This is a genomic window from Micromonospora sp. CNZ309 (assembly GCF_002846525.1).
This window is the reverse complement of record NZ_PJNG01000001.1, coordinates 6,513,073-6,539,266: the sequence shown is the minus strand read 5'-3', so window position 1 is coordinate 6,539,266 and position 26,194 is coordinate 6,513,073. Positions and strand designations below refer to the sequence as shown.

The 26,194-nt window shown below is 75.0% G+C and carries 32 protein-coding genes; 12 read left to right on the top strand and 20 right to left on the bottom strand.

Annotation, left to right across the window (positions count from 1 at the left end; genetic code table 11):
- Positions 1-11 precede the first annotated feature (11 nt).
- From CLT72_RS28335 to CLT72_RS28315, 5 genes are all read right to left on the bottom strand, one after another.
- Positions 12-338, bottom strand: coding sequence for a hypothetical protein (locus tag CLT72_RS28335; RefSeq protein ID WP_357715016.1), 327 nt, complete (start codon positions 336-338; stop codon positions 12-14).
- A 161-nt stretch (positions 339-499) separates the two neighbouring features.
- Positions 500-844: a DUF1330 domain-containing protein gene (locus CLT72_RS28330; protein ID WP_089001802.1), complete on the bottom strand. Its 345-nt coding sequence runs from the start codon at positions 842-844 to the stop codon at positions 500-502.
- Positions 845-958: 114 nt separating this feature from the next.
- A complete protein-coding gene (locus CLT72_RS28325; protein WP_101414350.1) occupies positions 959-1,390 on the bottom strand; it encodes a nitroreductase family deazaflavin-dependent oxidoreductase in 432 nt (143 codons plus the stop codon).
- Between the two features lie 175 nt (positions 1,391-1,565).
- Complete coding sequence (locus tag CLT72_RS28320; RefSeq protein WP_486484342.1) at positions 1,566-2,498, bottom strand: hypothetical protein; 933 nt, start codon at positions 2,496-2,498, stop codon at positions 1,566-1,568.
- A gap of 175 nt (positions 2,499-2,673) precedes the next feature.
- The gene (locus tag CLT72_RS28315; RefSeq protein WP_101414349.1) at positions 2,674-3,267 is read right to left on the bottom strand and encodes a pentapeptide repeat-containing protein; all 594 of its coding nucleotides are present in this window, start codon (positions 3,265-3,267) and stop codon (positions 2,674-2,676) included.
- 78 nt (positions 3,268-3,345) lie between these two features.
- On the opposite strand from CLT72_RS28315, the gene CLT72_RS28310 reads away from it, so the two are divergent.
- The gene (locus CLT72_RS28310; protein WP_101414348.1) at positions 3,346-4,578 is read left to right on the top strand and encodes a serine hydrolase domain-containing protein; all 1,233 of its coding nucleotides are present in this window, start codon (positions 3,346-3,348) and stop codon (positions 4,576-4,578) included.
- 67 nt (positions 4,579-4,645) lie between these two features.
- Here CLT72_RS28310 and CLT72_RS28305 read toward each other — a convergent pair whose 3' ends face one another.
- On the bottom strand, positions 4,646-5,524 hold the full coding sequence (locus tag CLT72_RS28305; RefSeq protein WP_101414347.1) for a hypothetical protein: 879 nt from the start codon (positions 5,522-5,524) through the stop codon (positions 4,646-4,648).
- A gap of 179 nt (positions 5,525-5,703) precedes the next feature.
- On the opposite strand from CLT72_RS28305, the gene CLT72_RS28300 reads away from it, so the two are divergent.
- Positions 5,704-6,345, top strand: a complete 642-nt coding sequence (locus CLT72_RS28300; protein ID WP_101414346.1) for an NAD(P)-dependent oxidoreductase — start codon at positions 5,704-5,706, stop codon at positions 6,343-6,345.
- Between the two features lie 14 nt (positions 6,346-6,359).
- On the opposite strand, the gene CLT72_RS28295 is transcribed toward CLT72_RS28300, so the two are convergent.
- Complete coding sequence (locus CLT72_RS28295; protein WP_101414345.1) at positions 6,360-6,824, bottom strand: PPOX class F420-dependent oxidoreductase; 465 nt, start codon at positions 6,822-6,824, stop codon at positions 6,360-6,362.
- A 37-nt stretch (positions 6,825-6,861) separates the two neighbouring features.
- A complete protein-coding gene (locus tag CLT72_RS28290; RefSeq protein ID WP_089001809.1) occupies positions 6,862-7,503 on the bottom strand; it encodes a DUF6642 family protein in 642 nt (213 codons plus the stop codon).
- A gap of 306 nt (positions 7,504-7,809) precedes the next feature.
- Here CLT72_RS28290 and CLT72_RS28285 point away from each other — a divergent pair, with 306 nt between their 5' ends.
- Entirely contained in the window at positions 7,810-8,598 is a 789-nt protein-coding gene (locus CLT72_RS28285) for a D-Ala-D-Ala carboxypeptidase family metallohydrolase (RefSeq protein WP_101414344.1), read from the top strand.
- 175 nt (positions 8,599-8,773) lie between these two features.
- On the opposite strand, the gene CLT72_RS28280 is transcribed toward CLT72_RS28285, so the two are convergent.
- The 3 genes from CLT72_RS28280 to CLT72_RS28270 all read right to left on the bottom strand — a co-directional run bounded on the left by CLT72_RS28280 (position 8,774) and on the right by CLT72_RS28270 (position 11,280).
- Positions 8,774-9,208 carry a hypothetical protein gene (locus CLT72_RS28280; RefSeq protein WP_101414343.1) on the bottom strand — a complete coding sequence of 145 codons (435 nt, stop codon included), beginning with the start codon at positions 9,206-9,208 and terminating at the stop codon, positions 8,774-8,776.
- 99 nt (positions 9,209-9,307) lie between these two features.
- Positions 9,308-10,048, bottom strand: coding sequence for a response regulator (locus CLT72_RS28275; RefSeq protein WP_101415442.1), 741 nt, complete (start codon positions 10,046-10,048; stop codon positions 9,308-9,310).
- On the bottom strand, positions 10,027-11,280 hold the full coding sequence (locus tag CLT72_RS28270; protein WP_101414342.1) for a sensor histidine kinase: 1,254 nt from the start codon (positions 11,278-11,280) through the stop codon (positions 10,027-10,029). Before CLT72_RS28270 ends, CLT72_RS28275 begins: the two co-directional genes overlap by 22 nt.
- A 134-nt stretch (positions 11,281-11,414) precedes the next feature.
- On the opposite strand from CLT72_RS28270, the gene CLT72_RS28265 reads away from it, so the two are divergent.
- From CLT72_RS28265 to CLT72_RS28255, 3 genes are read left to right on the top strand one after another with little or no spacing between them, the layout of a single operon-like run.
- A complete protein-coding gene (locus tag CLT72_RS28265) occupies positions 11,415-12,311 on the top strand; it encodes an ABC transporter ATP-binding protein (protein ID WP_089003658.1) in 897 nt (298 codons plus the stop codon).
- Complete coding sequence (locus CLT72_RS28260; RefSeq protein WP_101414341.1) at positions 12,308-13,105, top strand: ABC transporter permease subunit; 798 nt, start codon at positions 12,308-12,310, stop codon at positions 13,103-13,105. The genes CLT72_RS28265 and CLT72_RS28260 overlap by 4 nt, the downstream gene beginning before the upstream one ends.
- Before the next feature lie 2 nt (positions 13,106-13,107).
- Complete coding sequence (locus CLT72_RS28255) at positions 13,108-13,851, top strand: YqeB family protein (protein ID WP_101414340.1); 744 nt, start codon at positions 13,108-13,110, stop codon at positions 13,849-13,851.
- A 101-nt stretch (positions 13,852-13,952) separates the two neighbouring features.
- On the opposite strand, the gene CLT72_RS28250 is transcribed toward CLT72_RS28255, so the two are convergent.
- From CLT72_RS28250 to CLT72_RS28220, 7 genes are all read right to left on the bottom strand, one after another.
- Entirely contained in the window at positions 13,953-14,636 is a 684-nt protein-coding gene (locus CLT72_RS28250; protein WP_101414339.1) for a 4Fe-4S single cluster domain-containing protein, read from the bottom strand.
- Positions 14,629-15,612, bottom strand: coding sequence for a helix-hairpin-helix domain-containing protein (locus CLT72_RS28245; RefSeq protein ID WP_144082347.1), 984 nt, complete (start codon positions 15,610-15,612; stop codon positions 14,629-14,631). Before CLT72_RS28245 ends, CLT72_RS28250 begins: the two co-directional genes overlap by 8 nt.
- Entirely contained in the window at positions 15,596-15,811 is a 216-nt protein-coding gene (locus CLT72_RS28240; RefSeq protein WP_101414337.1) for a DUF2997 domain-containing protein, read from the bottom strand. Before CLT72_RS28240 ends, CLT72_RS28245 begins: the two co-directional genes overlap by 17 nt.
- Positions 15,808-16,260 carry a hypothetical protein gene (locus CLT72_RS28235; RefSeq protein ID WP_101415441.1) on the bottom strand — a complete coding sequence of 151 codons (453 nt, stop codon included), beginning with the start codon at positions 16,258-16,260 and terminating at the stop codon, positions 15,808-15,810. Before CLT72_RS28235 ends, CLT72_RS28240 begins: the two co-directional genes overlap by 4 nt.
- Before the next feature lie 31 nt (positions 16,261-16,291).
- Entirely contained in the window at positions 16,292-17,926 is a 1,635-nt protein-coding gene (locus tag CLT72_RS28230; RefSeq protein ID WP_101414336.1) for an AAA family ATPase, read from the bottom strand.
- A gap of 178 nt (positions 17,927-18,104) precedes the next feature.
- Entirely contained in the window at positions 18,105-18,539 is a 435-nt protein-coding gene (locus tag CLT72_RS28225; protein ID WP_144082346.1) for a hypothetical protein, read from the bottom strand.
- Positions 18,540-18,648: 109 nt separating this feature from the next.
- On the bottom strand, positions 18,649-19,161 hold the full coding sequence (locus CLT72_RS28220; RefSeq protein WP_250101334.1) for an ArsR/SmtB family transcription factor: 513 nt from the start codon (positions 19,159-19,161) through the stop codon (positions 18,649-18,651).
- A 106-nt stretch (positions 19,162-19,267) separates the two neighbouring features.
- Between CLT72_RS28220 and CLT72_RS28215 the strand changes: the two genes are divergently transcribed.
- Positions 19,268-20,200 carry a ParA family protein gene (locus tag CLT72_RS28215; RefSeq protein WP_101414334.1) on the top strand — a complete coding sequence of 311 codons (933 nt, stop codon included), beginning with the start codon at positions 19,268-19,270 and terminating at the stop codon, positions 20,198-20,200.
- On the top strand, positions 20,197-20,721 hold the full coding sequence (locus CLT72_RS31725) for a Rho termination factor N-terminal domain-containing protein (protein ID WP_144082345.1): 525 nt from the start codon (positions 20,197-20,199) through the stop codon (positions 20,719-20,721). The genes CLT72_RS28215 and CLT72_RS31725 overlap by 4 nt, the downstream gene beginning before the upstream one ends.
- Positions 20,722-20,754: 33 nt before the next feature.
- Here the strand turns inward: CLT72_RS31725 and CLT72_RS28205 are convergent, their stop codons facing one another.
- Together CLT72_RS28205 and CLT72_RS28200 are read right to left on the bottom strand one after the other, a co-directional pair.
- Positions 20,755-21,735 (bottom strand): MBL fold metallo-hydrolase, encoded by a 981-nt coding sequence (locus tag CLT72_RS28205; RefSeq protein ID WP_101414333.1) that lies wholly within the window; start codon positions 21,733-21,735, stop codon positions 20,755-20,757.
- A gap of 154 nt (positions 21,736-21,889) precedes the next feature.
- Positions 21,890-22,813, bottom strand: coding sequence for a serine hydrolase (locus CLT72_RS28200; protein ID WP_486484341.1), 924 nt, complete (start codon positions 22,811-22,813; stop codon positions 21,890-21,892).
- Positions 22,814-22,872: 59 nt separating this feature from the next.
- Here CLT72_RS28200 and CLT72_RS28195 point away from each other — a divergent pair, with 59 nt between their 5' ends.
- The 4 genes from CLT72_RS28195 to CLT72_RS28180 all read left to right on the top strand — a co-directional run bounded on the left by CLT72_RS28195 (position 22,873) and on the right by CLT72_RS28180 (position 26,193).
- Positions 22,873-23,829, top strand: a complete 957-nt coding sequence (locus CLT72_RS28195; protein WP_101414331.1) for a LysR family transcriptional regulator — start codon at positions 22,873-22,875, stop codon at positions 23,827-23,829.
- Between the two features lie 185 nt (positions 23,830-24,014).
- Positions 24,015-24,320 carry an NAD(P)H-dependent oxidoreductase gene (locus CLT72_RS31720; protein WP_144082344.1) on the top strand — a complete coding sequence of 102 codons (306 nt, stop codon included), beginning with the start codon at positions 24,015-24,017 and terminating at the stop codon, positions 24,318-24,320.
- 14 nt (positions 24,321-24,334) lie between these two features.
- Positions 24,335-25,345, top strand: a complete 1,011-nt coding sequence (locus CLT72_RS28185; RefSeq protein WP_101414329.1) for an ATP-binding cassette domain-containing protein — start codon at positions 24,335-24,337, stop codon at positions 25,343-25,345.
- Entirely contained in the window at positions 25,342-26,193 is an 852-nt protein-coding gene (locus tag CLT72_RS28180) for an ABC transporter permease (RefSeq protein ID WP_101414328.1), read from the top strand. The genes CLT72_RS28185 and CLT72_RS28180 overlap by 4 nt, the downstream gene beginning before the upstream one ends.
- Position 26,194: the final 1 nt, after the last annotated feature.

The following is a 26,194-nucleotide window of genomic DNA, read 5'->3' as shown; positions in this document are numbered from 1 at the left end:
CCCCGCCGGCGCTAGGCGCCGGGACGGTGCGGAAGCTCGGCCGCCGGGTCGCCGCGCTCGATCAGCGCGGCGATCTCGGCGGGACGCAGGCCGCGCTGCGCCAGCACCCGGGTTCCCCAGCGGTGCAGCCGGCACGGGTGCGGGCTGGCGTCGTTGCGGCAGATCGTCCCGCCGGACCAGAGCCGGGGCGCGTGCACCACGACCGCCCGTACGGCGAACTGGGCGTCCTCGACCGTCACGTACGGCGGCATCGGGATCTCCCGGAGCACCTCCCCGGACGGCTCCCGCACGCCCCGGGGGGCCCTCGGACGGACGGTGCGGGTGGTGGTGCTGCTCATCGGTGACGCCTCCACAGGGGATGGTCGGACGTGGACAGCAGAAAGTTACGGCGGGATCGACGCGGTGCGACGGACAAACTGTCCCGAAGCGTGGACACGGCACCGCCCGCCGTCGACCGGACGGCGGGCGGTGGGCGACGTCGTCGGGGCGGAGCCGCCGGTCAGCCGGCCGCCCGGGCCCGCAGCCGCGCGGCCGTCCGGCTGGCGTCGTAGTCGGGGGGCACGCCGTCGACGATCAGCGTCGCGCCCGGGATGTGCCGGGTGCGCAGCGGCAGGATCTCCCGGTACGCCGGCGAGTCGTACCAGGCCCGGGCCCGCTCCACGTCGGGGAACTCGACGATGACCACGGTGCCCGGCCAGTCGCCCTCCTTGACCTCCACCTCGCCGCCGTGCACCCGGAACCTGCCGCCGAACGGGTCCAGCGTGGCCTGGATGCGCTCGATGTAGGTGAGGATGTCCTCGTTGATCGGGGCGTCGTGCAGGTGGGCGAGCGCGAACGCGGGCATGGTGCCTCCCGGGGGCCGGTCCGTCCGGCCGGATCACCGGGACGGTACGCCGAGTCTCGCGCCGCCGCCCGGCCGACGTCGAACCCGTGGGGTAACGACGGGCGACCGCCCAGGTCAGGCGCGGTCGAGCACGACGACCGGGATGTCGCGGTCGGTCTTCGCCTGGTACTCGTCGTACGCCGGCCAGATGGCGGCCATCGTGGACCACATGCGCGGCTTCTCCTCGGCCGTGGCGGTACGCGCCCGCGCGGTGAAGCGCTCGGCGCCCACCTGCACCTCGACCAGCGGCTCGTCGAGCAGGTTCAGGTACCAGGCCGGGTGCTTCGGGTCGCCGCCCTGCGAGGCGACGACCAGGTAGGCGTCCCCGTCGCGGCCGTAGATGAGCGCGGTGCGCCGCAGCTTCCCGCTGCGCCTGCCCCGGGTGGTCAGCAGCAGCGTGAAGACACCGGGCTGCCACTCGTGCCCCTCGGCGCCGTCGGTCTCGACGTAGCGCCGGATGTGGTCGGCCACCCAGCCCTGCGGGCTGTCCAGCACCTGCTCGCTCATCGACTCTCCGTTCGCCCGCACCCACCGGTCGTGGCGCCCACGCTACTGTGGGTCACCGCCGGCCGACGGGCGAACGACGACACTGGTGCCGACGAGCCGCGAGCGCCGAGGTCAGCGAGCCGCGACCGCCCGGGTCAGCGCGGTGCGACCGCCGCCCGGGTCAGCGCGGCCTGGGTCAGCGCAGCGCGACCGCCTGGACCCCGACGCTGCCGCAGTCGTCGCTGAAGGCCCGCTCCACCGTCCAGCTCAGCACGAGCCGGCCGCCCTTCGGCGCCCGGAACCGGATGGTGAACTCCGTGGACCGGCTGGTGTGCCGGTCCTCGATCCGCAGGGTCCGGCTCGGACCGCCGACGGAGAGGCGGGCGTCCAGCCGGCCCCGGGCCATCCACACCCCGGCGTACAGGCGGACGGTGCGGAGTTGGCCGTCGGCGGCCACCGCGAGCGTGAAGCCGCTGCCGACGCCGCACCGGTAGACCCCGTGGGACGAGCCGCTCACCGAGGCGACCGGGCTGCCGTCGCGCCAGCTGAAGCTCTCCTGGTTGTCGTCCCAGCCGCCGCGCCGGCCGGAGCCGCCCTCGTCGCGGATCTCGCCGGAGCCGCCGCGCTTGCGGACCGTCGAGTCCGCGCCGCGCAGACCCCAGTGGACCCAGTCGCGACCGCCCACCCTGGTCAGGTCCACCTCGGCCGGCGCCTCGGCCATGCCGGCGTCGAGCACCGCCGGCACCGCCGGGGCGGTCGTCGGCGGCGTCGGGGACGGGCTCCGCGGACGCTGCCGGGGCCGCAGCCCGGGCGAGACCAGGCCGGCGTCGAGGTCGCGCCCCTCCAGGCCGGGCAGGCCGCTCGGCCGGCCGGCACCTCCGGGCACGCCGCCGGCGCTCTGCCCGCCCGGCTCGGGGCCGCCGGCGATCAGGAACGACGCGAGGGCGACCAGGCAGACGACCACGGCGATCCCTCCGACGACCCACCGGCGGCGCTGCCGCGCCCGGACCAGTCGCCGCAGGTCGGCGCGGGTGCGCCCGGCCAGGGTGTGGAGGGGGTGGCGGGTCGGCGGCGGGGCGCCGTGCCGCGACGGCCGGATGCGCTGCCGGGTGAGGTCTTCCTCCGCCACCGACCCTCCACTCCCCACCGGCCCGGCCGGACGCGAACGTCCGCCGTGGGCGTTCCCGGCCCGCACCGTTCCGCCCGTCGCGCCGGGCGGAACGGGTGTGTCCAGTTCGTCACCGGACCGTAGCGGACATCGATCGGGAACGTCGTCGCGGGTCCTGAGGGCGGGTCGGCTCGCGTCAGCGGATCTCGAAGCCCAGTGCCTGCGCGATCACGATGGCCTGCGCGGCGTCGACGACCGCCCCGGCCCGCTCCACCGCCGTCGGGTCGAGCGCCGTCAGGTCACTGCCGCGCAGGTCGGCCCCGGCGAGCCGGCAGCGGTGCAGCTGCGCGGCGGAGAGGTCGACGCCGGTGACCGTGGCGCCGGTCAGGTTGGCCCCGGTGAGGTCCGCCTCGCGCATCCGGACGTCGGTCAGCCGGGCCCCGCGCAGGTCGGCCCCGGGCAGCCCGACGAACGACCAGTCGCCGCCGGCGACGGTCAGCGGCCGCAGGTCGCACTGGGTGAAGGTGCTGCCCACGAGCTTGCAGCCGGTGAACTGCACCTCGAAGAGGTTGCACCGGTGGAAGGTGCAACGGGTGAAGGCCGAGTCGGTGTGCCGGGAGGAGTTCAACCGCACGTTGCCGAAGGTGCAGCCGTCGAAGACCGTTCCCCGGCTCACCGCCTCGGACAGGTCGACGTCGAAGAAGGTGCAGCGGACGAAGTGCCGGTCCACCAGCTCCTCGCCGTACCAGTCCTCGTCGCGGAAGGTCTCGTCCTCGGTCAGCTCGGGCATCGGGCCAGGCTATCGAGGAGCTGGGACAACTGGCGGCGGCCCTTCCGGCGCGGCGTACCGGCTAGTAGTTTCGGCGGCGTGAGTGTGGCACGCAGCATCGACCCGGACCAGATCGGCTTCGACCCGGCGCGGTTGGCGCGCATCGACGAGCACTTCGGCAGGTACGTCGACGACGGTCGCCTCGCCGGCTGGCAGGTGCTGGTCACCCGCCGTGGCGAGATCGCCCACTCCTCGACGTACGGGCTGCGCGACGCGGAGGCGGGCAGGCTCGTCGAGGCGGACACGCTCTGGCGCATCTACTCGATGACGAAGCCCGTCACCTCGGTCGCCGCGATGATCCTGTGGGAGGAGGGCCGTTTCGAGCTGACCGACGAGATCAGCCGGTGGCTGCCCGAGTTCGCCGACCTGCGGGTCTACTCCAAGGGCTCGGCCCTCAAGCCGTACACGGTGCCGGCGGTCGAGCCGATCCGGGTCTGGCACCTGCTCACCCACACCGCCGGCCTGACGTACGGCTTCATGCAGACCTCGGTGGTCGACACCATCTACCGGGCCGCCGGCTACGACCTGTACCCGCCGGCGGACGTCGACCTGGCGACCGCCTGCCAGGCCTTCGGCGAGCTGCCCCTGCTGTTCCAGCCCGGCACCGCGTGGGGCTACTCGGTCGCCACCGACGTGCTCGGCCGGCTGGTCGAGGTGGTCTCCGGGCAGAGCCTGGACGCGTTCTTCGCCGACCGGATCTTCCGCCCGCTGGGCATGACCGACACGCACTGGTGGGCCGAGGGCGACGCCGCCGAGCGGCTCGCCGCCCTCTACGCGCCCGACCCGCGCACCGGCCGCGCCTTCCGCTACGACACGCTCGGCGCCCTGGCGTACGAGAAGCCGCTGCTGCTCTCCGGCGGCGGTGGCCTGATCTCCAGCGCCGCCGACTACCACCGGTTCACCCAGATGCTGCTGCGCGGCGGGGCGCTCGACGGGGTGCGCCTGCTGGGTCCGCGCACGGTGCGTTTCATGACCCGCAACCACCTGCCCGGCGGGCAGGACCTGGAGACCCTCTCGACCGGCGGCTTCGCCGAGACCACCCTCGACGGGATCGGCTTCGGGCTCGGCTTCGCCGTGGTCGACGACCCCGTGCCGAGCCGGGTGCCGAGCAGCCCCGGCGAGTACTACTGGGGCGGCGTGGCAAGCACGGCGTTCTGGGTCGACCCCGCCGAGGAGGTCACGGCCCTGTTCTTCACCCAGCTCATGCCGTCGAGCACCTACCCGATCCGGCCGCAGCTGCGGCAGCTCGTCTACTCCGCCCTGGTCGACTGAGCCGGCCGCACTCCGCCGGCGCGGGTACGCGGCGGCACGGTCCCGGCTCGGCGCTCCGGTCGCCGGGTCACCGCTGCCGGCAGTCCTCCGTCCCGTCGGGGGACGTCCGGCAGTCGGTGTGCGCCCGGGCCGTGCCGGTGACCCGGAACGGGCGGCCCGCGTCGTCGACCGTGACGGTGCCGGTGCGGCCCCGCGCCGCCCAGTCCAGCTCGATCTTCCAGTCGCAGTCGCAACCCTCGGTGTAGCCGATGACGAGGAAGGTCTCGGCGTCGGCCAGGGATACCCGGTACGGGAAGCGGATCTCCTTGCGCTCGTGCTCGGGGAGGCTCTGCCCGCCCTCGTCGAACATGCCGGCGGTGAGCACCGGAGGGTCCTCGTCCAGGTTCGCGTCCACCCACCGGTAGGCCGTCGGGCCGCCCCCGGCCGGAGCGGCGAACACGCCCCGCAGGGCGGGACGCCGCGTCACCGCCCGCACCCGCAGGTCGGTGAGGGTCACCTGCGCCTCGTCGACTCCCTGGACGGTGAAGTAGACGTACTGCCGGGAGGCCGGGGCTCCGGCGGCCTCCCGGGCCCACTGCGTCCAGTCGCCCGACCAGGCCGGTCGGGTGGGGATGTCCGCCAGCGGTGCCTCGACCACCCAGCCGTCCGTCGGGTCGTGGCCCACGCGGACCGCGACCGTGAACGGCAGCGCGTCGGGGTCGGGCGGAGGCGGCGGGGGCGTGCCGGGTAGGAGACCCCAGGCGAGGAGCCAGGCGGTCAGCACCGCCGTGACGACGGCCGCGAGGACCCCGGCGAACCAGCGGCCGGCGGGCGGGCCCGCGGGTGAGAGCCGACGCAGCAGCGACCGCAGCCGATCCGACCGGCGCCTCCTCGGTTCTTCCGCCGGTGCCGTCGGCGGACCGGGGGGCACGGGCGTCTCGGCGGGCGCGTCACGTTCCTCCGCCATCGCGTCCACCCCCGCCCTCAGCGGTCACGGTCCGATACCAGTGCACCCCGAAGCGTGCGACGACGCAAGGGGTGGCCAGGTCGGCCGGGATCCCCGGTCCGCCAGCGCGCGGCGGCACCGGTCAATAGCCTGGAGACGGGCTACGTCCGCCGGGCCGGACGGGCCGGGCGGGAGGCGGTATGAGCAACATCGTCGTTTTCGGCGCGGGTGGCACCGCGGGCTCGCGGATCACCGCCGAGGCGGTCGGCCGGGGCCACCGGGTCACCGCCGCGGTGCGCCGGCCGGAGGCCACCTCGTACCTGCCACCGGCCGTCACGGTGGTGACCGGGGACGCCACCAGCGAGCGGAGCGTACGGGAGCTGGCGCCCGACACGGACGTGATGGTGGTGGCGATCGGCGGCGGCGAACACACCCTGTGGCTCGACGCGGCGCGGAACCTGGTCGGCACGCTGCGGGGCATGCCGGGCGCGCCCCGGATCGTCCACGTGGGCGGCGGCTCGACCCTGCTCACCCCGAAGGGCACCCGCTACCTCGACGAGCCGGACTTCCCCGAGGAGTACCGCGACGCGGCGCTCGGGCAGGCCGATGCCCTCGACTTCTACCGCTCCTCGGCCGACGGGGTGACCTGGACGTACGTCTCCCCGCCGCCGCTGGAGTTCCACCCGGGCGAGCGCACCGGGCACTACCGCACCGGCGGCGACGAGCCGGTGACCGACCACGAGGGCCGCTCGGTGCTCAGCTACGAGGACCTGGCGGTGGCGATCGTGGACGAGATCGAACAGCCGCGCCACGAGAACGCCCGCTTCACCGCCGCGTACTGACGGCGGGGGGCGGGTCAGTCGGCGAGGTGGGCCGGGAAGCCGCCGGTGGCGATCGGACCCCAGGCGTCGATGGTGACCCGGATGAGCGACTTGCCCTGACGCAGCATGGCCGCCCGGTACTCGTCCCAGTCCGGGTGCTCGCCGGAGATGCAGCGGAAGTACTCCACGAGCGGTTCCAGCGCCTCCGGCAGGTCCAGCATCTCGGCGGTGCCGTCGAGGTGCACCCACGGGCCGTTCCAGTCGTCGGAGAGCACGCACGCCGACACCCGTGGGTCGCGGCGGACGTTGGCGACCTTGGCCCGCCCGGGATAGGTGGAGACCACCAACCGCCCCTCGCCGTCCACCCCGGCGGTGACGGGGGACGACTGCGGCCGGCCGTCGGCGCGGGTGGTCATCAGCACCACCCGGTGCCGCAGCCGGAGGAACTCGGTCAGCTCGGCCCGGTCGACCCGGGTGTTCGTCGCGATGCTGCGTGCCATCGTTCGTTCCTACCAGGGCGCCCGCCGCGCGGCGACCTCACCGGGGTCGCGGGGCGGCGCGGCGGGCGGCGGGCTGGGCGGGTACGCGGGGGCGGACCGACGGCCGCCAGGCGCGACCGTTGGCGTAGATCACCCGGAAGCCGAGGTACGAGGCGAGCGGCGCCCAGTGCGCCGAGCCCATCCGCAGCTCGGCGGCGTTGTGGCGCTGGCCGTTGGCCAGCACGTCGAGCAGGACGGTCTCGAATGCGGCCGATTCGACCCAGTCCACCTCGCGGGTGTACCCGCAGATCAGCGCCGCCCCCGTGGCGTCGAGGAAGCCGCGCAGCACCGCGTCGGAGGCACGCAGCACCGAACAGCTGCCGAAATAGAGCCGTCGGCCTTCGCAGCGACCCGCCATCAACTCGGCGACGTCGGCGAGCGCCACCGATTCCCAGTCGGTGAGGCAGAGCCGACTCGGCTCGCCGTGCATGGCGAAGAAGCCGACCCGGTGGTCGGCGTACTGCTTGAGCAGCCAGCGGTCCACGAAGTAGAACAGCTCGTCGCGGGTGGCCGCGTCCTTGTGGATGAAGCGGATCTTTCCGAGCCGTTCGAGCAGTTCGAGGGTGGGCAGGACGGAGCCGCGCTCGTTGAGGTCGCGGTGCCACTGGCCCTCGATGCAGAAGACGCCACCACGTGCCATGCCGCCCCCTCCCCCCGGTCCCACCGGCGCTGACGTTACCGGGTCGGACCGGCCGGCTCACATCACCCTGCGTGTGCCCGACTGCCGCTTTGCGTGCCTTTCGCGGTTTCCTGTCGTCGAATGCCGACCCTTGGGTGTTTCGCAATTCGCGTAATACCCAGGCAACGCCCAGGAACGGCGAATCGTGAGGACAATTCTTGTTAATCGCCGCGAACCGTCGGTCGGCCTGCCAGGGTGGAAATCACGGGACGGGCAGGCCGATGTCCCGGACGCCACCCCAATCGCACTCCTACCGGGAGGACTTCTGTGCGCGTTAACACCCTGAAACGGGTCGCTGTCGCATTCGCCCTGGCGTTGCCGGCAGCGGCTGTCGCCACGGTGGTCGCCGCGCCAGCGGCCCACGCCGACGGCTGCTACACGTGGAAGCGCAACCTCTACCAGGGGCGCTCCGGCGACGACGTCCGCCAGTTGCAGATCCGGGTGGCCGGTTGGGCCGGCAACCGGGACATCGTGGAGAACGACGGACGCTTCGGGCCGAAGACCGCCGCCGCCGTCAAGCGGTTCCAGTCCGCGTACGGGCTGCGCGTCGACGGCGTCGCCGGGCCGCAGACGTACGGCAAGCTCTACGACCTCCAGGACAACGACTGCACGCCGCGGCACTTCAGCTTCAGCGAGATGGACGACGGCTGCGGTCGCGGCGGCTGGAACGGCGGTCCGCTCTCCCCCGCGCAGACCAGGCAGAACGCGCTGCGCACGATGTGGAAGCTGGAGGCGATGCGGCGCAGCCTCGGCGACAACCCGCTCTACGTCAGCAGCGGCTTCCGCAGCCGTACCTGCAACAGGCAGGTCGGCGGGGCGACGGACAGCCAGCACCTCTACGGCAACGCCGCCGACCTGACCTCCCGCACCAGCTCCCTCTGCCAACTGGCCCGCGACGCGCGCAGCCGGGGCTTCAGCGGGATCTACGGGCCCGGCTACCCGGACCACGACGACCACGTGCACGTCGACTCGCGACGGGAGAACGACCGGGACGAAACCCGGAACACCACCAGCTGGTCCGCGCCGGACTGCGGGATCGGCGCCGGCAACGACTGACCCGCCCGGACCGGCCACGCCGGGCGACCGGGCGGCGACGGTCACCGGCGGTCGACGGGTGACGGGTGAGGGGTGACGCCGGCAGTGGCACGGCGACGCCGGCCCGGGACGCGGGATGACACCCCGTGTCCCGGGCCGGTTCCGTTCCCGGTCGTGCCGGCGGGCGTACCCCCGCTCAGCTCGCCCGGGGCCAGCGCGGCGCGGTCGCGGGGGAAGCCACCGGCCGGCCGGGGCCGGCGGGCCGGGCGCCGGGCGCGACCGCCCGCGGACCGCCCGGGTGCCCGGCGGACGCGCGGGGGGCCGGCGCGGGGCCGGTCACCGTGAACGGGAACGGCACGTGCACGAAGGGGTTGCCGTGCCGCACCAGCGCGTCGACCTGCCGCTCGTTGAGCCCGTGCCGCTCCAGCACCCGCCGGCCCCAGCGGTGCAGCCGACACGGGTACGTCGCGCCGTCGTTGCGGCACAGCGGTCCCGCCGGCCACTCCTCGGCGGCGTGCACCACCACGGCCCGCACCGCGAGCCGGACGTCCTCGGGGGTCAGCGACGCCGGCACCGGCACCTCGCCCAGGATCTGGTCGATGGGATCCGTCGACTGCTCACCAAATCGCACGGCAGGCCTCCCGCGGCTCCGGCAGCGGTGCGGCCGACCCGCCGCACCGCATCCTCGGCGACTGGTACGGCCCGGCGCGCCGAAAGGTTCAACCCCGCCTCAGACGAGGCCGGCGTCGTGCACCAGCAGGGCGACCTGGACCCGGTTGTTGAGGTCGAGCTTCACCAGCAGCCGCGACACGTACGCCTTCACGGTCGCGACGCTCATGAACAGCTCGGCGGCGATCTCCGCGTTCGTCCGGCCCCGCCCGACCGCGACCGCGACCTCGTGCTCCCGCTCGCTGAGCCCGGCGAGCTGACGCCGCGCCCGATCGCGGCGTGGCTCCGGGCCCCCCGGCGCGCCGGGCGCGGTCACGTGGTCGATCAGCCGGCGGGTGACCGCCGGGGAGAGCGTCGCCTCCCCCGCCGCCACCCGGTGCACCGCCCGCACGATCTCGGCCGGCGGGGTGTCCTTGAGCAGGAAGCCGCCGGCCCCCGCCCGCAGCGCCCGGAGCACCTGCTCGTCGGCGTCGAAGGTGGTCAGCACCAGCACCTCCGGCGGGTGCGGCGACGCGCGCAGCGCCTCGGTGGCGGCGAGGCCGTCGACCCGGGGCATCCGGATGTCCATCAGCACCACGTCGGGCGCGCAGGCGGCCACGGCGGCGGGCACCTCGCCGCCGTCGGCGGCCTCCCCGACGACGAGCAGGTCCGGCACGCCGCCGAGGATCATCGACAGCCCGGCGCGGACAAGCGCGTCGTCGTCGACGATCAGCACCCGCACCGGCCGGTCGGCGGTGGGACCCGGCCCGGTCACGCCCGGCCCGCCCCCGGCCGGCCCGGTCACGCCGGCCACGGCAGCCAGGCGGCCAGCCGGAAGTCGCCGGAGTCGTCCCGCCCGTACTCCAGCCGGCCGCCGGCCAGGCTGACCCGCTCGGCGATGCCGACCAGGCCCGTGCCGGCGCCGGGGATCGCCGGGTCGGCGACGCCGCCGACCGGCCACCGGTTGCGTACCTCCACGGTCAGCCCGTCGCCGGGTGCGCCGGCGACGTCGACGGTGACGGCCGCCCCGACGGCGTGCTTGCGGGCGTTGGTCAGGCCCTCCTGCACGATGCGGTAGACGCTGCGCCCCACCGCCGCGGGCACCTGCTCCCCCGCCGTGACCACGTCGCGGACACCGACCCGCACCCCGGCCGCCCGCGACTCCTCGACGAGCGCGGGCAGGTCGCCCAGGGTGGGCTGCGGGCGCTCCGGGTCCTCCGCCGTGACGGTCTCCGCGCGGAGCACGCCGATCACCTCGCGCAGGTCCTGCAACGCGGCGTGGGCGCTGCCCCGGATCACCCCGGCCGCCCTCGCCACCTCCTCCGGCGGCGCGTCGGGCCGGAACTCCAGCGCGCCGGCGTGCAGGCTGAGCAGCGAGATCCGGTGCGCCAGCACGTCGTGCATCTCCCGGGCGATCCGCGTGCGCTCCAGGTGCCGGGCCTGCGCCACCCGCAACTGCTGCTCCGCCTCGGCCCGCTCGGCGCGCTCGCGCAGCGACACGACGAGCTGCCGCCGTGCCCGGACGAACATCCCCCACGCCAGCACGCAGAGGCTGATCACCACTCCCCAGAGCGTCGTCGCCCAGTACGGCATCTGGGGGTCCGGGCGCAGGTAGCTGAAGGCGAAGTTGGTGACCAGGCCGGCGGCGGTCACCCCGAGCGCGACAGCCGTACGGCGATGCACCACGGCCGTGAAGTAGAAGATCAGCAGCGGGACCCCTGCCGCCATCGAGAACACGGTCAGCGGCAGGGTCGCCACCGCCAGCCCCAGCGGCCATCGGCGGCGCGCCCAGATCAGCGCGCAGCAGACGAGCCCGAGCACGGCGTCGACCGGAACCATCCAGCGCTGCGGCAGCGGGGCGGCGAACTCGGGGTCGGGTGACGCCGCGTCGGCCGTGGCGAGCAGGACCCAGCCGAGGGAGAGCACGAAGCAGAGGCAGTCCACCACCCAGTCGCGGGTGGTGCGCCGCGGCAGCCGCCCGGCCCGGGCCGTCGGGTCGACGCTCAGCGCCCCCGGCAGCAGCCAGGGGTGCTCCGGTACGGCGGCACTGGTCACGCCCGCAATGCTAGGCAGCCCCGCGGCGGGCCGACCAGCTACCAAAGTCGAGACCAGGGTGTCGACCAAGGTAGCCACCGGACTGCACCGTCGGCCGCAGCGCACGGCCGGGTGGCTCCGGCAGCGTGACCGGCATGATCGACGTGGAACACCTCACCAAACGGTACGGGCGGCACACGGCCGTCGACGACGTGTCGTTCCGCTGCGAGCCGGGCACCGTCACCGGCTTCCTCGGGCCCAACGGCGCCGGCAAGTCCACCACGATGCGGATGATCTGCGGCCTCACGCCGCCCAGCGGCGGCGGCGCCACGGTCGGCGGCCGGCCGTACCGGGAGCTGCCGAACCCGGGACGCGAGGTGGGCGTGCTGCTGGACGCCTCGGCGCAGCATGCCGGGCGCACCGGACGGGAGGCGCTGACCGTGGCCGCCGCCACGATGGGGGTGGACCGCCGGCAGGTGGCCACCAAGCTCGACCTGGTCGGGCTGAACGAGGTCGCGGCCGGACGCCGGCTGCGGGCGTACTCCCTGGGGATGCGCCAGCGGCTCGGCCTGGCGCACGCCCTGTTGGGCGACCCCCGGGTGCTGATCCTCGACGAGCCGGCCAACGGCCTGGACCCGGAGGGGATCTTCTGGATGCGCGGCCTGCTGCGCGACTTCGCCGACCGGGGCGGCACCGTGCTGCTCTCCTCCCACCTGCTGCGCGAGGTGGAGGCGGTCGCGGACCGGCTGGTGGTCATCGGGGGCGGCCGGATCGTGGCCCAGGGCGACAAGGCCGAACTGCTGGCCGGCGGCGGGACGCTGGTCCGGGCCCGCGACGGCGTGGCGCTGCGCGGCGCGCTGGAGCGGTCCGGGCTGGCCGTCACCGAGGGCACCGAGGGGCTGCTGGTGCACGCCGACGCCGAGGCCGTCGGGCAGGCCGCCGCCGACGCCGGCGTCGCCCTCACCGAGCTGCGGGCAGCCGGCAGCGGCGGCCTGGAGCAGCTCTTCCTCACCCTGACCGCCGGCGCGTCGACCCAGGAGGCCGTCCGATGAGCACCACCACCACCGCCAGCCCGCCCACCGCCACCACCACCCCCGGCCATCCGGGCGTACGCCGGCCGTCGCTGCTCCGGCTCACCGGGGTGGAGCTGCGCAAGCTCGTCGACACCCGGGCCGGGCTGTGGCTGCTGATCACCATCGGGCTGCTGGCCGCCGCCCTCGTGGTGGTCCAGTTGATCTGGGCGGACGACGCCGCGCAGACCTTCGACAACTTCTTCGTCCCCTCGATGCTGCCGATCGGCCTGCTGCTGCCCGTGCTGGGCATCCTGTCGATCACCGGGGAGTGGTCGCAGCGTACGGCGCTGACCACGTTCGCCCTGGTGCCCCGGCGGGGCCGGGTGATCGTCGCGAAGCTGGCCGCGATGGTGCTGGCGGCGCTGGCGTCGGTGCTGGTGAGCCTCGGCGTGGCCGCCGCCGGCACGCTGGTCGCCGGCGCCACCGGCGGCGCCGGCACGTGGCGCCTGGAGTGGGCCCTGGTGCTGCACGCCGTGGTGCTCCAGGTGGCCAACGTGCTGATGGGGGCGGGCTTCGGCCTGCTGCTGCTCAACACGCCGCTGGCGATCGTCGGGTACCTGCTGCTGCCGACCCTCTGGTCGATCCTGGGCGAGATGATCCGGCCGCTGCGTGGCCCGGCGGGCTGGCTCGACACGGGCCGGACCATGGAGCCGCTGCTCACGCCGGACGTGACCGCCGGGCAGTGGGGGCGGTTCGCCGTGTCGCTGCTCGTCTGGCTGGCCGTGCCGCTGGTCGCGGGGCTCATCCGCACGCTGCGGCGCGAGGTGTCCTGAAGGTGGACGGCTACGGCGCACCCACCGTCGTCGACGGCGGCGCGGCGGAACTGGCGATCCTCTGGGGCGGCCTCCCGACGCTCGGCGCGGGCGCGGGGTGGCTGCTCGTCACCGGCGCGGAGTGGGTCGCCGGGCTGTCCTGGGCCCCGGCGCAGGGCCTGTTCGAGGCGGTCGCCCGGCTACCGGACCCGCAGGCCGGCATCGGCGGAGTGGCCCTGGGCACGCTGGGCGGCCTGCTGGTCGCCGCCGTGGGCACCGCCGAACGGCTCGCCGTCAGCGTCGACACCGAACGCGTACGGCTGCGTCGCGACCGCGCGGACCGGGAGGTCGGGCGGCGGGCGGTGCGCGCGGTCTTCGTCGACCGCAAGGACCTCGTGCTGCTCGGCGCGGACGACGAGGAACTGCTCCGGGAGCGTTCGGACCTGGCCGCCGCCCGGCTGCGCGACGCGTTCCGCGCGCACGGCTGGCCGTGGACCGACGGCGACCCGCACCGGGACGCGTACCGGCGGTGGGTGCCGGGCCTGCCCGGGCTGCCGACCGGCGCGGACGCGCTGCTGCGGGCCCGGCAGCGCGCGCTCGACGCCGACCGGGGCGGCGAGGCCCGGGAGCTGCGCGGCGAGCTCGGCCGCGCGGGAGTGGTGATCCGCGACGACGGGCGACGGCAGTACTGGCGGCTGACCCGGGCCGTTCCGCGTCCCCGCCCCGAGGACGCGACGTCGGCCGAGTCGGAGGTCGACGGCTGGTAGCCCGCGCCGCAACCCGGCCCGGGTGTCCTCGTTGGAGATTTACCGGCGTCGTTGCCGGGTACCTGGTTCGTGCTCGGCGCGATCATCTACGCCCTCTACGGCTACCGGCGCTCGGCGCTGGCCCGCCGCCGGGGCTGAGGGCGGGCCACCGACGCCAGCAGCTCGTCGAGGGCGTCGACCTCGGCCCAGCCGTTCACCGCCACACGGCCGGCGGCGTCGACGGTCACCTCGACCCGGTCGGGGCTGCGCGACACCTCGTCGAGCAGGCCCGGGAAGCGGTCGTCGAGCAGCACGAACTCCTGGTTGGTGGAGCCCACCCAGGGCCGCCGGGTGTCGATCCGGTCGGCCAGGAACGGCCCGGCGACGAGGAGGTCCGTCGCCGCGAGCAGCGCCGCGACGTCGTCGCGGCCCGCGTCGACCGCGCGGCGCAGCCGGGCCGTGGTGTAACCGGTGAAGGTCATCACCGAGCGACCGGCGGCGCGTACCCCGGCGGCGACGACCGCCAGCGGGGCGGCCTGGTCGAAGGGCTCGCCGCCCAGCAGCGTCAGCCCCTCGGTGCCGGCGTCGAGCACCCGGCGCACCAGGTCGGCGGGGGCCATCCGCTCCCCGCCCCGGAAGGTCCACAAGTGCGGGTTGAAGCAGCCGGGGCAGCGGATCTCGCAGCCCTGCACCCAGACGGCCGTCCGCTCGCCCGGCCCCTCGGCGCGGGTGGCGGCCAGGAAGCGGGCCACCGCCACCGTCCGCGCCCCGGCCGACGGACGGGGCGCGGGACCGTCGTCAGACATCGAGGACCCGGCCGGGCGGCGACTGCCCGGGCGCCGGCCCGGCGGGCGGGACGCAGTCCAGGGCGTCGCGCAGGCGCGCGTACTCGTGGGGGGCCAGGTTGGCGGCGGCGGCGAACTCGGCCAGGCTGCCGAAGGACCCGCGCCGGTCCCGCTCGGCCACGACCTGCCGGGCGCGCTGCGGGTCGAAGCCGGGCAGCGCGGCGAGGGCCTCCGGCCCGACCGTGTTGACGTCGACCCTCCCGGACTCCCCGTCGGCCCACGGGTCCGACGGCGGCGCGAGCGGCTCGGGACCGAAGGAGTCGACCGGCTGGTACGGCACCATCGTCGGATCGGCCGCCGGCGGCGGATACCCGACCGGCGCGGGCGGCTGTCCCACCGGCGACCCGGGCGGCTGGGCCGCCGGCCCGAACGGCTGGGGCGGGTACGGCGACCCGGCTTGCGGGTAGCCGGCCGACGGGGGCGGGTAGGCGGCCGACGGGTACGGGGACGGGTACCCCGCCGGTGAACTGGGCGGGTACGTCAGCGTCATGCCCGGGTAGGGGGCGGGCCCCGGGCCGGCGGGAGCCGCCCGGGGCAGCGGGGCCAGCGGGTACGCCCCGGCCGGCCACGCCGCCGCCGACCTGGCGCGGCGGTGCGTGAGCCAGCGCAGCCACGCCGGGTTGATCAGCGCGGCGTGCAGGATGCTGGACGCCCAGACGGCCAGGAGCACGCCGACCGCCCAGTCGCTGACGGCGCTCTCCTTGTCCGACTCGCCGACGAGCATGAACGCCGTCCAGCCCACCACGGCGTAGACGATGCCGGGGATCCACCACGCCGCGCGGCGGGCCCGCGCGCCCACGTAGATGAACCCGAAGCCGCCGAGGCAGCTGCACCCGAGGACGGGCAGCAGCAGCCACCAGCTCTGCAACACCTGCCAACCGGCGCTCGGCCTCGGCACGGCCGGGGGCGGCCAGCCGGGGCTAGGCGCGTTCGACATCGCGCTCCTCCTGCCGCGCGGGCACGGCGGCGCGCTCGTGGTCGGCGGTGTACGCGCTGCGTACCGTGCGGGCCGCCAGCAGGTCCTCCAGCACGGCGACGTAGTCGAGGCAGTCGTCGCCGAGCACGTCCCGGGTCTCGGCGCTCACCGCGCCCTCGCTGGTCACGGTGACCACGATCCGTGGCTGCCGCGCCGTCACGACCGGCCCTCGACCGCGAACACCAGCCGGACGCTCGCGTCCTCGGCGACCTCTTCGGACTCCAGGCGCAGCCCGGCGGCGGGGGCCTGCTCGCGCAGCCGCTCCAGCACCGCCCGCTGGACCTGCCGCCCGTACGCGGCGTCGATCGCCCGGACCGCCTCGACGGCCCGCTGCTCGTCGACCTCGCCCGTGAAGTGGGCCGACCAGATGCCGTCCTCCCCGCGCCGGAAGCCGGCCCGCACGTCTGCCCAGTCCGCGACGATCGCGTCGGGCTCGGCGGTGACCACCGCGGCGGTGTCGCGCAGCGCGGCGACGAGCAGCGTCTCGTCCCGCATCCGCGTCTGCACCTCGCAGACGACGTGGCCCTGCCCGTCCCGCCCGGCGGTGGCGGCGTGGGTCGCGGCGACGGCGGCGACGGCCAGCGGCAGGAGTATCAGTGAGACGCTCATCGGGACCCTTCCGTTCGTGTCGACGCCCACACTAGAACTCGACCGCCCGTCCGCCCTGACCCCGCTGCGGCCCCGGGCCGCCGGGCCGGGAGCCGCCGGGACGGCCACCGAGATCCCAGTCCTCGGCGGCGGTGGCGGCGACGGCGCGGGCGTCGGCCCAGGAGCGTACGGCGTCGATGCGTTCCGCCTGGGTGACGCTGAGCGGCACCATGGCGACCAGGGCCCGGATCAGGTCGTCGCGGCGCAGCGGACGCCGTTCGGCGAAGGCGTCGAAGAGCCCCCCGACGACGGCCTGCTCGATCTCGGCCCCCGAGTACCCCTCGCTGAGCCCGGCCAGCTCGCCGAGCAGGGCGTCGTCGGGCGTCAGGGCGCCGGCGACGGCCGGGTTGCGCAGCCGTCGGGCGAGGTGCACCCGCCAGATCGACGCGCGCTCCGCGCGGGTCGGCAGGTCGACGAAGAAGATCTCGTCGAAGCGCCCCTTGCGCAGCAGTTCCGGGGGCAGCCGTTCGAAGTCGTTGGCGGTCGCGATGACGAAGACGGGCCGGGACTTCTCCTGCATCCAGGTCAGGAAGGAACCGAAGACCCGGGCGGAGGTGCCGGAGTCGTTGGCCCCGCCGACGAAGCCCTTCTCGATCTCGTCGACCCACAGCACGCAGGGGGCGGTCGCCTCGGCGGTCCGGATGGCGGTGCGCATGTTCTGCTCGCTCGACCCGACGAGCCCGGCGAAGACGCGTCCGACGTCCAGCCGCAGCAGCGGCAGGCCCCAGGCCGAGGCGATGGCCTTCGCGGTCAGCGACTTGCCGCAGCCGGGCACACCGGTGATCAGCACGCCCCGGGGGGCGGGCAGCCCGTACGCCGCCGCCTCGGCCAGCCAGGAGCCGTCCCGCTTGGCCAGCCAGCGCTTCAGGTTCTCCAGCCCGCCGACGTCGGCGAGGTCGACCGCGGCGTCGACGAACTCCAGCAGCCCCGACTTGCGTACGGTCTGCCGCTTCTCCTCGTGCACCACGGCGAGGTCGCCGCCGTCGAGCACGCCGTCGTTGACCATGGCCCGGGCGAACGCGTTCTCCGCCTCGTGCAGGGTGAGCCCGAGGGCCGCCTTGGCGAGCCGCTCCCGGCCGAGGTCGTCCAGCGCGATCCGGATCCGGCCGGTCGCGGAGTTGGCAGCGATCATGCCGTCCAGCACCCGTCGGATCTCCGTCTCGGTGGGCAGCGGGAAGTCGACGATCGTCACGTCCTTCTCCAACTCCACCGGGATGTGCAGCACCGGCGAGACCAGGACGAGGGTGCGCGGCACCGGGCCGGCCTTGAAGGCCGCCACCACGTCCCGCAGCCGGCGGATGACGCCGGGGGTGCCGGGCCGGTCGCCGCTGCCGTGCGCGGGATGCAGGTCCTTGAAGATCAGCACGCTGGGCTGGTCGACGCGCAGCGCCGCGGCCAGCGCGTCGTCGGGGTCGGTGGTGCCCTTGCGGGCGGTGCCGTCGGGCTGCACGAGGCCCGTCGTCAGCGACCAGGCCCACACCGCCCGGGGCGTACGGACGAGGGTGGCGTCCCGGGCGACGGCGCAGACCTCGGCGACCACCCGCTGTTCCTCGGAGGACTCGACGTAGAGGACCGGGAAACGAGCCTTGAGCAGCTGCGACAGCGTGTCGCGGAACGGCACCACCACCGTCGCCCCCTCTGACCCACCCGACCCACGAGCAACCCACCCGACCCACGAGCAGCGGAACTCTAACAGCCCCACCCCACCCCCGACCCGGCGTCGATCATGAGGTTGGCGGCGCCCATTCCGGCATTTCCCCCCGCCAACCTCATGATCACCGGGGCGGGGGTGGGTGGGGTGGAGGTCAGGGGGTGAGGATCACGAGGGCCGGGGCCGCCAGGAGCGCCGAGAACGCCGCCGAGGTCAGCCGCCGCCACGGCGGGGCGCCGGCCAGCGGCGGCAGGCCCCGCCAGCGGTACGCGGCCAGCACGATCCCGGCCGCCGGGAGGCCGACGCCGAGCGGCCAGAGCCGGCCGGGCACCACCGACCAGTTGCCCAGCCGGTGCCCGAGGCCGAGGTAGAGCACCGCCCAGGCGACGGCGGGCGCCAGGGTCAGCCGGTCGGGGGCCCGGCGGACGGCGCCGAGCAGGCTCAGCCCACCGGGGAAGGTGAACACCACCGCGAGCCCCGCGGTGATCCAGACGGGCAGCGGCGGGCCGTTGCCGTCGGCGTCCCGCGCCAGTACGCCGAGCAGCCGCAGGGCGATCGGTTCGACGCCCTTGTCGGTGTTGCCGAGCACCACCACGCCCCGCCCGGTGGCCCGAGCGCGGGTGGCGGCGTCGGCGCCGGGGGCGGTGCCGGCGAGCGTCGCGCCGAGCAGCCGGGCCAGGTCAGCGAAGGTCAGCGGGTCAGCGGCGCGCGGCGGTGAGGATGGCGAGCAGCGGCACGACCCGCTCGGCCGGGACGGCGTAGCGGCCCCGGCCGGCGCTGTGCAGCCAGCCGGCGGCGGTGAGCTGGCGCAGGTGGTGGTGCAGCTGGCCGGTGGTGCCCAGACCCTCGATCCCGGCCAGCTCGCCGGTGCCGTGCCGGCCGCCGAGGATCTCCCGCAGCAGGCGCAACCGCACCGGATGCGCCAGGGCGCTCAGCACGCCGGCCAGCTCCGTCCAGTCGCCCGCGAGCACGTCGTCGACCATGCGCCCGTACTGCCAGTCGTGGCGCTGGTCGTCGAGGCGGACGGTGCCGGTGTAGAGCACCGCGCCGCCGCCGTCGGCCGGGATCCGCTGCTTCAGCCCGTCGAGCGCCCAGAAGACGTCGCCGGCCGCCGGCGCCGCCTCGGCCGGGGGCGTCGCCGCCCCGAAGCGCTCCGTCAGGGCGGCGACCTGCGCCTCCAGCGCACCCAGCCGTTCCTCGATCTCCGCCACGAGTCGATAATACGAACATACGTATTTACGAGCAACAGCGGGTCGCCAGAGCGGGTGCCGCACCGCTCCGGCGGCCCGCTACCGTTCCCGGTCTGGGGAGGTGCCGGTGTACGTCGTATCGGTGATCAACTACAAGGGTGGGGTCGGCAAGACCACGGTGACCGCCAACCTCGGTGCCGAGCTGGCCAACCGGGGGATGAAGGTGCTGCTCATCGACCTCGATCCGCAGGCCAGCCTGACGTTCGGCTTCTACGACCCCGACGACTGGCGGGACCGGCTGCGCGACGGCCGGACGGTGAAGCGCTGGTACGACGGCCTGCGCGGGGACGTCCCCGCGACGACCCTGGGCGAGCTGGTCGTCTCACCCGGCCCCGCGAACGCGCGGCTCACCGGCGCGGGCCGGCTCGACCTGATCGCGTCCCACCTCCAGCTCGTCGACATCGACCTGGCGCTGGCCCGGGCCGTGGCCGACGGCGACGAGTACGACCGCGAGCTGTTCCGGGTACGCGGCTCACTGGCCGAGGGGCTGCACGACGACGCGCTCGGCGGCTACGACATGGTGCTCATCGACTGCCCGCCGAACTTCAACGTCGTCACCCAGTCGGCCATCATCGCCAGCGACCACCTGCTCATCCCGGCGAAGGCCGACTACCTGTCCACGTTGGGCATCGACTACCTGCACGGCAACGTCCGGGAGCTGGTCGACCAGTACAACGCCGACGCCCGCCGGTTCGCCACGACCCGCCGGCACCACAAGGTCGCCCCCGGCGTCGCCGGCGTGGTGTTCACCATGATCCAGGTCATGGCGCAGCGGCCGATCGCCGCCCACCAGGGCTACATGGACCAGGTGCGGGCGCTCGGCCTGCCCGTCTTCCCCACCCCGCTGCGGGAGAACGTCACCGCGTTCGCCACGAACGCCCCGCGCGGCGTGCCGGTGGTGCTCCGCGACCGGGTCGCCACCCCGGCCGTCCGCGACGAGCTGCGCCAGCTCGCCACCGAGTTCCTCGACCACCTCCAGCCCGAGCGGGTCGGGGCGTGACCGGGCCGGCCCGCGACGTCGCCGAGCTGGTGGCCGCGCTGCTGCGCGCGCTGCCCGCCGCCGACCTCGCCGCGCTGGCCGAGGGACGGGCCCGCCTCGCGGTGGTGCCGGTCGACGCGACGCCGCCCGCCACGCCGGCCGATCTGCTCGCCCCCGCCGGCAACCCAGCCACCGACGGGACCACCCCGGCCACCGCGCTCCCCGACCGGGCCACCCCGGCCACCGCATCCGCCGACCGGGCCACCCGCGCGGGGCGCCCGGGCACGACAGCCGCCGCCCCCGCCCGGCGGGCGGCACCGGCGCCAGAGCCGGCCGAGGCCCGCGCCGCGCTCGCGGCCATGGCCCGGCGCGACGACGGTACGGCGTACCTCTCCGGCTGGACCGCCCGCGACCTGCGGGTGCTCGCCGCGAGCCTGGAGCTGCGCGGCGTCGCCGGGCTACGCAAGGCGGACCTCGTCGGCCGGATCGTCGACCGCACCATCGGCTACCGGCTCGACTCCGCCGCCATCCGCCGGCTCTGATCCGACCGTGGCGTCCACGGCCACCGGCCGTCCTCAGAAGTGGTACGCGGTGTGGTACTCGGGCACGATCACGCGGCTGCGCGGCGAGACCCGGCGTACGGCCGCGACGAGCGCGTCGAGCCGCTCGCGGTCCGACGGCGCCACGGTCACCGGGTTGCGCAGCTCGGTCTCGAAGTTGTCGAAGTGCACCGGCACCACGACCCTCGGCCGGTCCAGGGCGTCGAGCAGCCGCCCGGCGTAGTCGGCGGTGGCCGTGCTGCTGGGCAGCGCGACCATGGCCACGTCGGGGGCCAGCCCGGCCAGGTTGCGCTCGGCGAAGTCGCTCGCGCCCATGAAGAACACCGACGGGCCGTCGGAGACCCGCAGCTGGTAGGCGAGGGTGTCGCCCTCGGGCAGGTCGGCGATGGTCGCCGGTTTCGGCGGCGGGCTGACCCGTACGCCGGGGAAGGCCATCGAGTAGGACGCGTTGCGGCTGTGCAGGGAGCTGACGACCTCCACGGTGTACGCGCCGAAGTCCAGCACCTCCCCGCCCCGCACCGGGCTGAGCCTGCCCGACGGCAGCCCGTACGCGAGCCCCAGGTGGTAGGCGGTGAGCGTGCCGATGACCCGGGCGCCGGTGCGCCCGACGATGTGCGGGGTGTCCATGTAGTGGTCCCAGTGGGTGTGCGTGACGAGCACCGTCTCGGCCCGGTCCACCAGGGAGTCGACGACGTCGGCGCGGACCTTCAGCTCGGTGGCCTGGTCGAAGGCACCCTTGAACAGCCCGGTGTCGATCCGGCTGAGGAAGGGGTCGACCAGGACGGTCCGGTCGCCGATGTCGATGCGCCATGCCGACGTACCCCACCAGCGGAAGCTGACCGGGCCACGGCGGCGGCCGGCCGGGACGGCGGCGACCGGCGCGGCGGTCGGCGGGGCGGCGTGCGCCGGGGCGGCGCCGGCGAGCCCGCCGGCGGTGACCAGCGCGGTGCTGGCGGCGGCGTCGCGCAGGAAGCGGCGGCGGTCGAGGTTGGGCATGCGGAACTCTCCCCGTCGTGGTGCTGATCGGTCGGTGCCGAGCCAATCAGCACGAACCCCGCCCGGTCCAAGATCCGGGTCCGACACGGTCGATATCCGCCGGCATATCGGGCCAGCTCAGCGGGGCCTTCGGTGGGGTGGCGCGGCCGGAAAGTCAGCCGGCGCGCAGGGCCTCGACGGCGGTCCGGGCGGCCTGGCCCATCGCCAGGTCCACGTCGATGCGGCGGGTGGCGAGTTGGCGGGCGCGGACGAAGACGGCGACGGCGTACCGGCCGCCGTCGGGATGCTCGACCACGCCGGCCTCCAGGTGCAGGCCCGGCAGGGTGCCGGTCTTGCCGGCCACCCGCACGCCGGGCGGGAAGCCCGAGGCCAGCCGGGTCCAGAAGAGCTGCCGGGCCATCCAGCCCCGGACCATCCCGCACGCCTCGGGCGGGCCGGCCTCGTCCCGCCAGATCAGGCCGAGCAGCCGGGTGATCTCCCGGGCGGTGCTCGACGTGGTGTGCGCCGGGTCGAACATCCGCATCGCGCGGATCCGCTCGGGCGGCAGGGTCGGGAAGATCCGGGCGAAGTCCGCCTCGGTACGCGCGCCGACGTCGGCGAGCATCGTCTCGACCAGTTGCCGGGGACCGCCGACGATCCGGGTACGCGGCAGCCCCAGCTCGGCGGCCAGCATCGGCAGCACGTCCGCCCCGACCCGGCGCAGCAGCAGGTCGGCGGCCGTGTTGTCGCTGACCGACATGGCGAAGTACGCCAGGTCCCGCAGCGACACCTCGGCGTCGTCGGCGCAGCCGGCGATCCCCCACCCGCCGAGCCGGTCGGCGGCGGTGACGAGGACCCGCTCCCGGGGGTCGAGCTGGCCGGCGACGACCTGCCGGGCGAACTCCAGCACCAGCAGCACCTTGAAGATCGAGGCGATCACCACCTGCTCGTCCGCCCGGAGGGCCACCTCCCGCCCGCCGCCGGGCTCCCCCGAACCGGCACCGCCGCCGACCTCGTCGAGGTCGACGACGTGCAGGCAGCCGGTGACCCCGGCCTGCTCGAAGATCTCCACGATCCGCTCCGCCACCACACTGCGCACGGTAGCCGCTGCCCCGTCGCGGTCGCGGATGCGCCCGGGCGCTGGCGTAGGGTCCGGCCGTGGACCTGCTCCGGCACCTGCGCCACTTCGTGGTGGTCGCCAACGAGCTGCACTTCGGCCGCGCCGCCGAGCTGCTCGGCATGGCCCAGCCGCCGCTGAGCCAGTCCGTGCAGCGCCTGGAGCGGGAGCTGGCGGTCGAGCTGTTCGACCGCTCGCGCCGGCAGGTGCGGCTGACCGCCGCCGGCCAGTTGCTCCTCGGCGAGGCCGAGGAACTGCTCGCCGGGGAGGGCCGGCTGCGCAACCTGATGCGGCAGGTGCGCGAGGGGGTGTCGGGGGTGCTCCGGGCCGGGGTGCCGCCGGAGACGCCCGCGGTGACCCTGCGCGAGCTGCTCGACCGGCTGGCCGGGCGCGCCCCCGGCCTCGACGTGGACCTGCACGAGCTGACCAGCGGCGAGCAGGAACGGATGCTGGGCGAGGGGCGGCTGGACGTCGGCCTGCTCCACCACCCCGTCACCGACGACGGGCTGCGCCTCGGCGCCGCCGTCGACGTACCGCTGGGGGTGCTGCTGCCGCGCGCCTCGACGCTGGCCCGGGGCCGGGAGGTCGAGCTGGCCGCGCTGGCCGGCCTGGACCTGGTGACCGCGCCCCGGGCCACCGCGCCCGGCTGGCACGACCACCTGCTGGAGGTCTGCCGCCGGCACGGGTTCACCCCCGGCCGGGTCCGCCCGGCGCGCAACCCGGAGTTCCTCTTCGGGCTGGTGCTGGCCGGCGGCGGGGTGGCCGTCGAACCGGCGGCGACGGCCCGTCGGGAGCCCCGGATCGCCTGGCGGCCGATCGCCGGATCACCCCTGGTCCGACGCACCTCGGCGGCCTGGCCGCGCCGGGCCGCGCACCCGGCCGCGCCGATGTTCGGGCAGCTCGCGGCGGAGGTGCTGGCCGACGGTTCGGAGCCCCCGCCACCGCCGCCCACGCCGTCACCCCGCCCCTGGCCGGTGCTCTTCGACGAGCCGGCCTGACGCTCCGCGATCCCGACCTGACGCCCCGCGAGCCGGCGCAGCCGGTCAGCCTGGCCCCGTCCCGGCACCCGGCTCCGCTCGTCGCGGCACCCACCGTCGGCACCGCGCCCCGCCAGTTCCGATCTGGCGGGCCGCTGGCCGTCGTCTAGCGCCTCCCGGGTGGGACCGGAGCCGGGAGGGGAACCATGACGCCCGCGAACTGTCCGGCGCGGCCGACGTGCGCGATGCGGTCGTTCGTCGCGCGGGTCGCGCGCCGGGAGGCGGTCGTCGTGGTCGCCCCGAAGTACAACCACAGCTTCCCGGGCTCGTTGAAACAGGGTCGACCACGCGTACGACGGGTGGCCGGACCGGTCGGCATCGTGTCGTACGGGTGCGGTTCCATCGGCCGGTACCCGACCTGCTCCGCACCGTCTTCGACCGCGCCGCACGCCGGCACGCCGCGCGACGGTCGTGCCCCGCGCCCGTACGTCTTTGGAACGTGTCACGCATGAGGAAGGTAGAGCGCATGAAACGCACCACCGGCCTGGCCATCGAGGCCGAGGGCCTGACCCGGTCGTTCGGGGACACCCGGGCGCTCGCCGGCATCGATCTCCAGGTCCCGGCCGGCACCGTCTACGGCCTGCTCGGGCCCAACGGCGCCGGCAAGACCACGGCGGTACGGGTGCTGGCGACGCTGCTGCGCCCCGACGGCGGGCGGGCCCGCGTCTTCGGCCACGACGTCGTCACCGAGGCCGACGCCGTACGCGCCCGGATGAGCCTGACCGGCCAGTACGCCTCCGTGGACGAGGACCTGACCGGGCTGGAGAACCTGATGCTCCTCGCCCGCCTGCTCGGGCACCGCAAGCCGGCCGCCCGGGCGCGCGCGGAGGGCATGCTCGCCGCGTTCGGCCTGACCGAGGCGGGCGACCGGCAGGTCAAGAAGTACTCGGGCGGCATGCGGCGGCGCATCGACATCGCGGCGAGCATCCTCAACACCCCCGACCTGCTCTTCCTCGACGAGCCGACGACGGGGCTGGACCCGCGCAGCCGCAACCAGGTGTGGGAGATCGTCCGGGCCGTCGTGGCGCACGGCACGACCGTGCTGCTGACCACGCAGTACCTGGACGAGGCCGACCAGCTCGCCGGCCGCATCGCGGTGGTGGACCACGGCCGGGTGATCGCGGAGGGCACCCCGGGCGAGCTGAAGTCCTCGGTCGGCTCCGGCACCGTCCACCTGCGACTGCGTGACCCCGGGCAGCGGCCGGAGGCGGAGAAGCTGCTCCAGGCGGCGCTCGGCGTACCGGTGCAGCTCGCACCCGATCCGGTCGCGCTCACCGCCCGCGTCGGCGGGGCCGGCAGCGACCTCGACGCCGGCGCGCAGGCCGCCCGCGCGCTCGGCGACCTGGCCCGCGCCGGGATCGTCGTCGACGACTTCTCCCTCGGTCAGCCGAGCCTGGACGAGGTCTTCCTGGCCCTGACCGACCACCCCGCCGTCGCGGCCGACGAGCGGGACGACGAGCTGGAGGCAGCCCGATGAGCAACGCCACAACGACCGGGCGCGCCCCGTCCGTCTACGTACCGTCGGCGGAGGCGCTCTCCACCGTCCTCGCGCCCGGCGCGCGACCGCCCCGACCGAACGCGCTGTCGGCGTCGCTGACGTTCGGCTGGCGCGCGCTGCTGAAGATCAAGCACGTGCCGGAGCAGCTGTTCGACGTGACGGCGTTCCCGATCATCATGGTGCTGATGTTCACGTACCTGTTCGGCGGCGCCCTGGCCGACAGCCCGCGCGACTACCTCCAGTTCTTCCTGCCCGGCATCATGGTGACGAGCGTCGTGATGATCACCATGTACACCGGGGTGGGGCTGAACACCGACATCGAGAAGGGTGTCTTCGACCGGTTCCGCACGCTGTCGGTCTGGCGGCCGGCCCCGCTGGTCGGCATGATCTTCGGCGACGTGCTGCGGTACGTGCTGGCGGCCGTGGTCATCCTCGGCGTCGGGCTGGTGCTGGGGTTCCGGCCCGACGGGGGGCTGCCCGGTGTGGTGGCCGGGATCGGCCTGCTCGTGGTCTTCTCGTTCGCGTTCTCCTGGGTCTGGACGTTCTTCGGTCTCGTCCTGCGCAGCGAGAAGTCCGTGATGGGGGCGAGCATGATGGTGCTGTTCCCGCTGACCTTCCTCAGCAACGTGTTCGTCGAGCCCGCGACGATGCCCGGCTGGCTCCAGGCGTTCGTCAAGGTCAACCCGATCACGCAGCTGGTGGCCTCGGTACGCGCCGTCATGTCGGGGACGTCGGACGCGTCGGCCACGATGTGGACGCTGCTGTGGACCGCCGGCTTCGTGGTGGTCTTCGGCACGCTGACGATGTACCGCTACAACCGCCGCTGAT

What these genes read in the sequence shown, in the direction of transcription:
- CLT72_RS28335 (WP_357715016.1), bottom strand. Translation starts at nt 338, where the DNA reads ATGAGCAGCACCACCACCCGCACCGTCCGTCCGAGGGCCCCCCGGGGC.
- CLT72_RS28330 (WP_089001802.1), bottom strand. Translation starts at nt 844, where the DNA reads ATGCCCGCGTTCGCGCTCGCCCACCTGCACGACGCCCCGATCAACGAG.
- CLT72_RS28325 (WP_101414350.1), bottom strand. Translation starts at nt 1,390, where the DNA reads ATGAGCGAGCAGGTGCTGGACAGCCCGCAGGGCTGGGTGGCCGACCAC.
- CLT72_RS28315 (WP_101414349.1), bottom strand. Translation starts at nt 3,267, where the DNA reads ATGCCCGAGCTGACCGAGGACGAGACCTTCCGCGACGAGGACTGGTAC.
- CLT72_RS28305 (WP_101414347.1), bottom strand. Translation starts at nt 5,524, where the DNA reads ATGGCGGAGGAACGTGACGCGCCCGCCGAGACGCCCGTGCCCCCCGGT.
- CLT72_RS28300 (WP_101414346.1), top strand. Translation starts at nt 5,704, where the DNA reads ATGAGCAACATCGTCGTTTTCGGCGCGGGTGGCACCGCGGGCTCGCGG.
- CLT72_RS28295 (WP_101414345.1), bottom strand. Translation starts at nt 6,824, where the DNA reads ATGGCACGCAGCATCGCGACGAACACCCGGGTCGACCGGGCCGAGCTG.
- CLT72_RS28290 (WP_089001809.1), bottom strand. Translation starts at nt 7,503, where the DNA reads ATGGCACGTGGTGGCGTCTTCTGCATCGAGGGCCAGTGGCACCGCGAC.
- CLT72_RS28265 (WP_089003658.1), top strand. Translation starts at nt 11,415, where the DNA reads ATGATCGACGTGGAACACCTCACCAAACGGTACGGGCGGCACACGGCC.
- CLT72_RS28260 (WP_101414341.1), top strand. Translation starts at nt 12,308, where the DNA reads ATGAGCACCACCACCACCGCCAGCCCGCCCACCGCCACCACCACCCCC.
- CLT72_RS28250 (WP_101414339.1), bottom strand. Translation starts at nt 14,636, where the DNA reads ATGTCTGACGACGGTCCCGCGCCCCGTCCGTCGGCCGGGGCGCGGACG.
- CLT72_RS28245 (WP_144082347.1), bottom strand. Translation starts at nt 15,612, where the DNA reads ATGTCGAACGCGCCTAGCCCCGGCTGGCCGCCCCCGGCCGTGCCGAGG.
- CLT72_RS28235 (WP_101415441.1), bottom strand. Translation starts at nt 16,260, where the DNA reads ATGAGCGTCTCACTGATACTCCTGCCGCTGGCCGTCGCCGCCGTCGCC.
- CLT72_RS28205 (WP_101414333.1), bottom strand. Translation starts at nt 21,735, where the DNA reads ATGCCCAACCTCGACCGCCGCCGCTTCCTGCGCGACGCCGCCGCCAGC.
- CLT72_RS31720 (WP_144082344.1), top strand. Translation starts at nt 24,015, where the DNA reads ATGACGCCCGCGAACTGTCCGGCGCGGCCGACGTGCGCGATGCGGTCG.
- CLT72_RS28185 (WP_101414329.1), top strand. Translation starts at nt 24,335, where the DNA reads ATGAAACGCACCACCGGCCTGGCCATCGAGGCCGAGGGCCTGACCCGG.
- CLT72_RS28180 (WP_101414328.1), top strand. Translation starts at nt 25,342, where the DNA reads ATGAGCAACGCCACAACGACCGGGCGCGCCCCGTCCGTCTACGTACCG.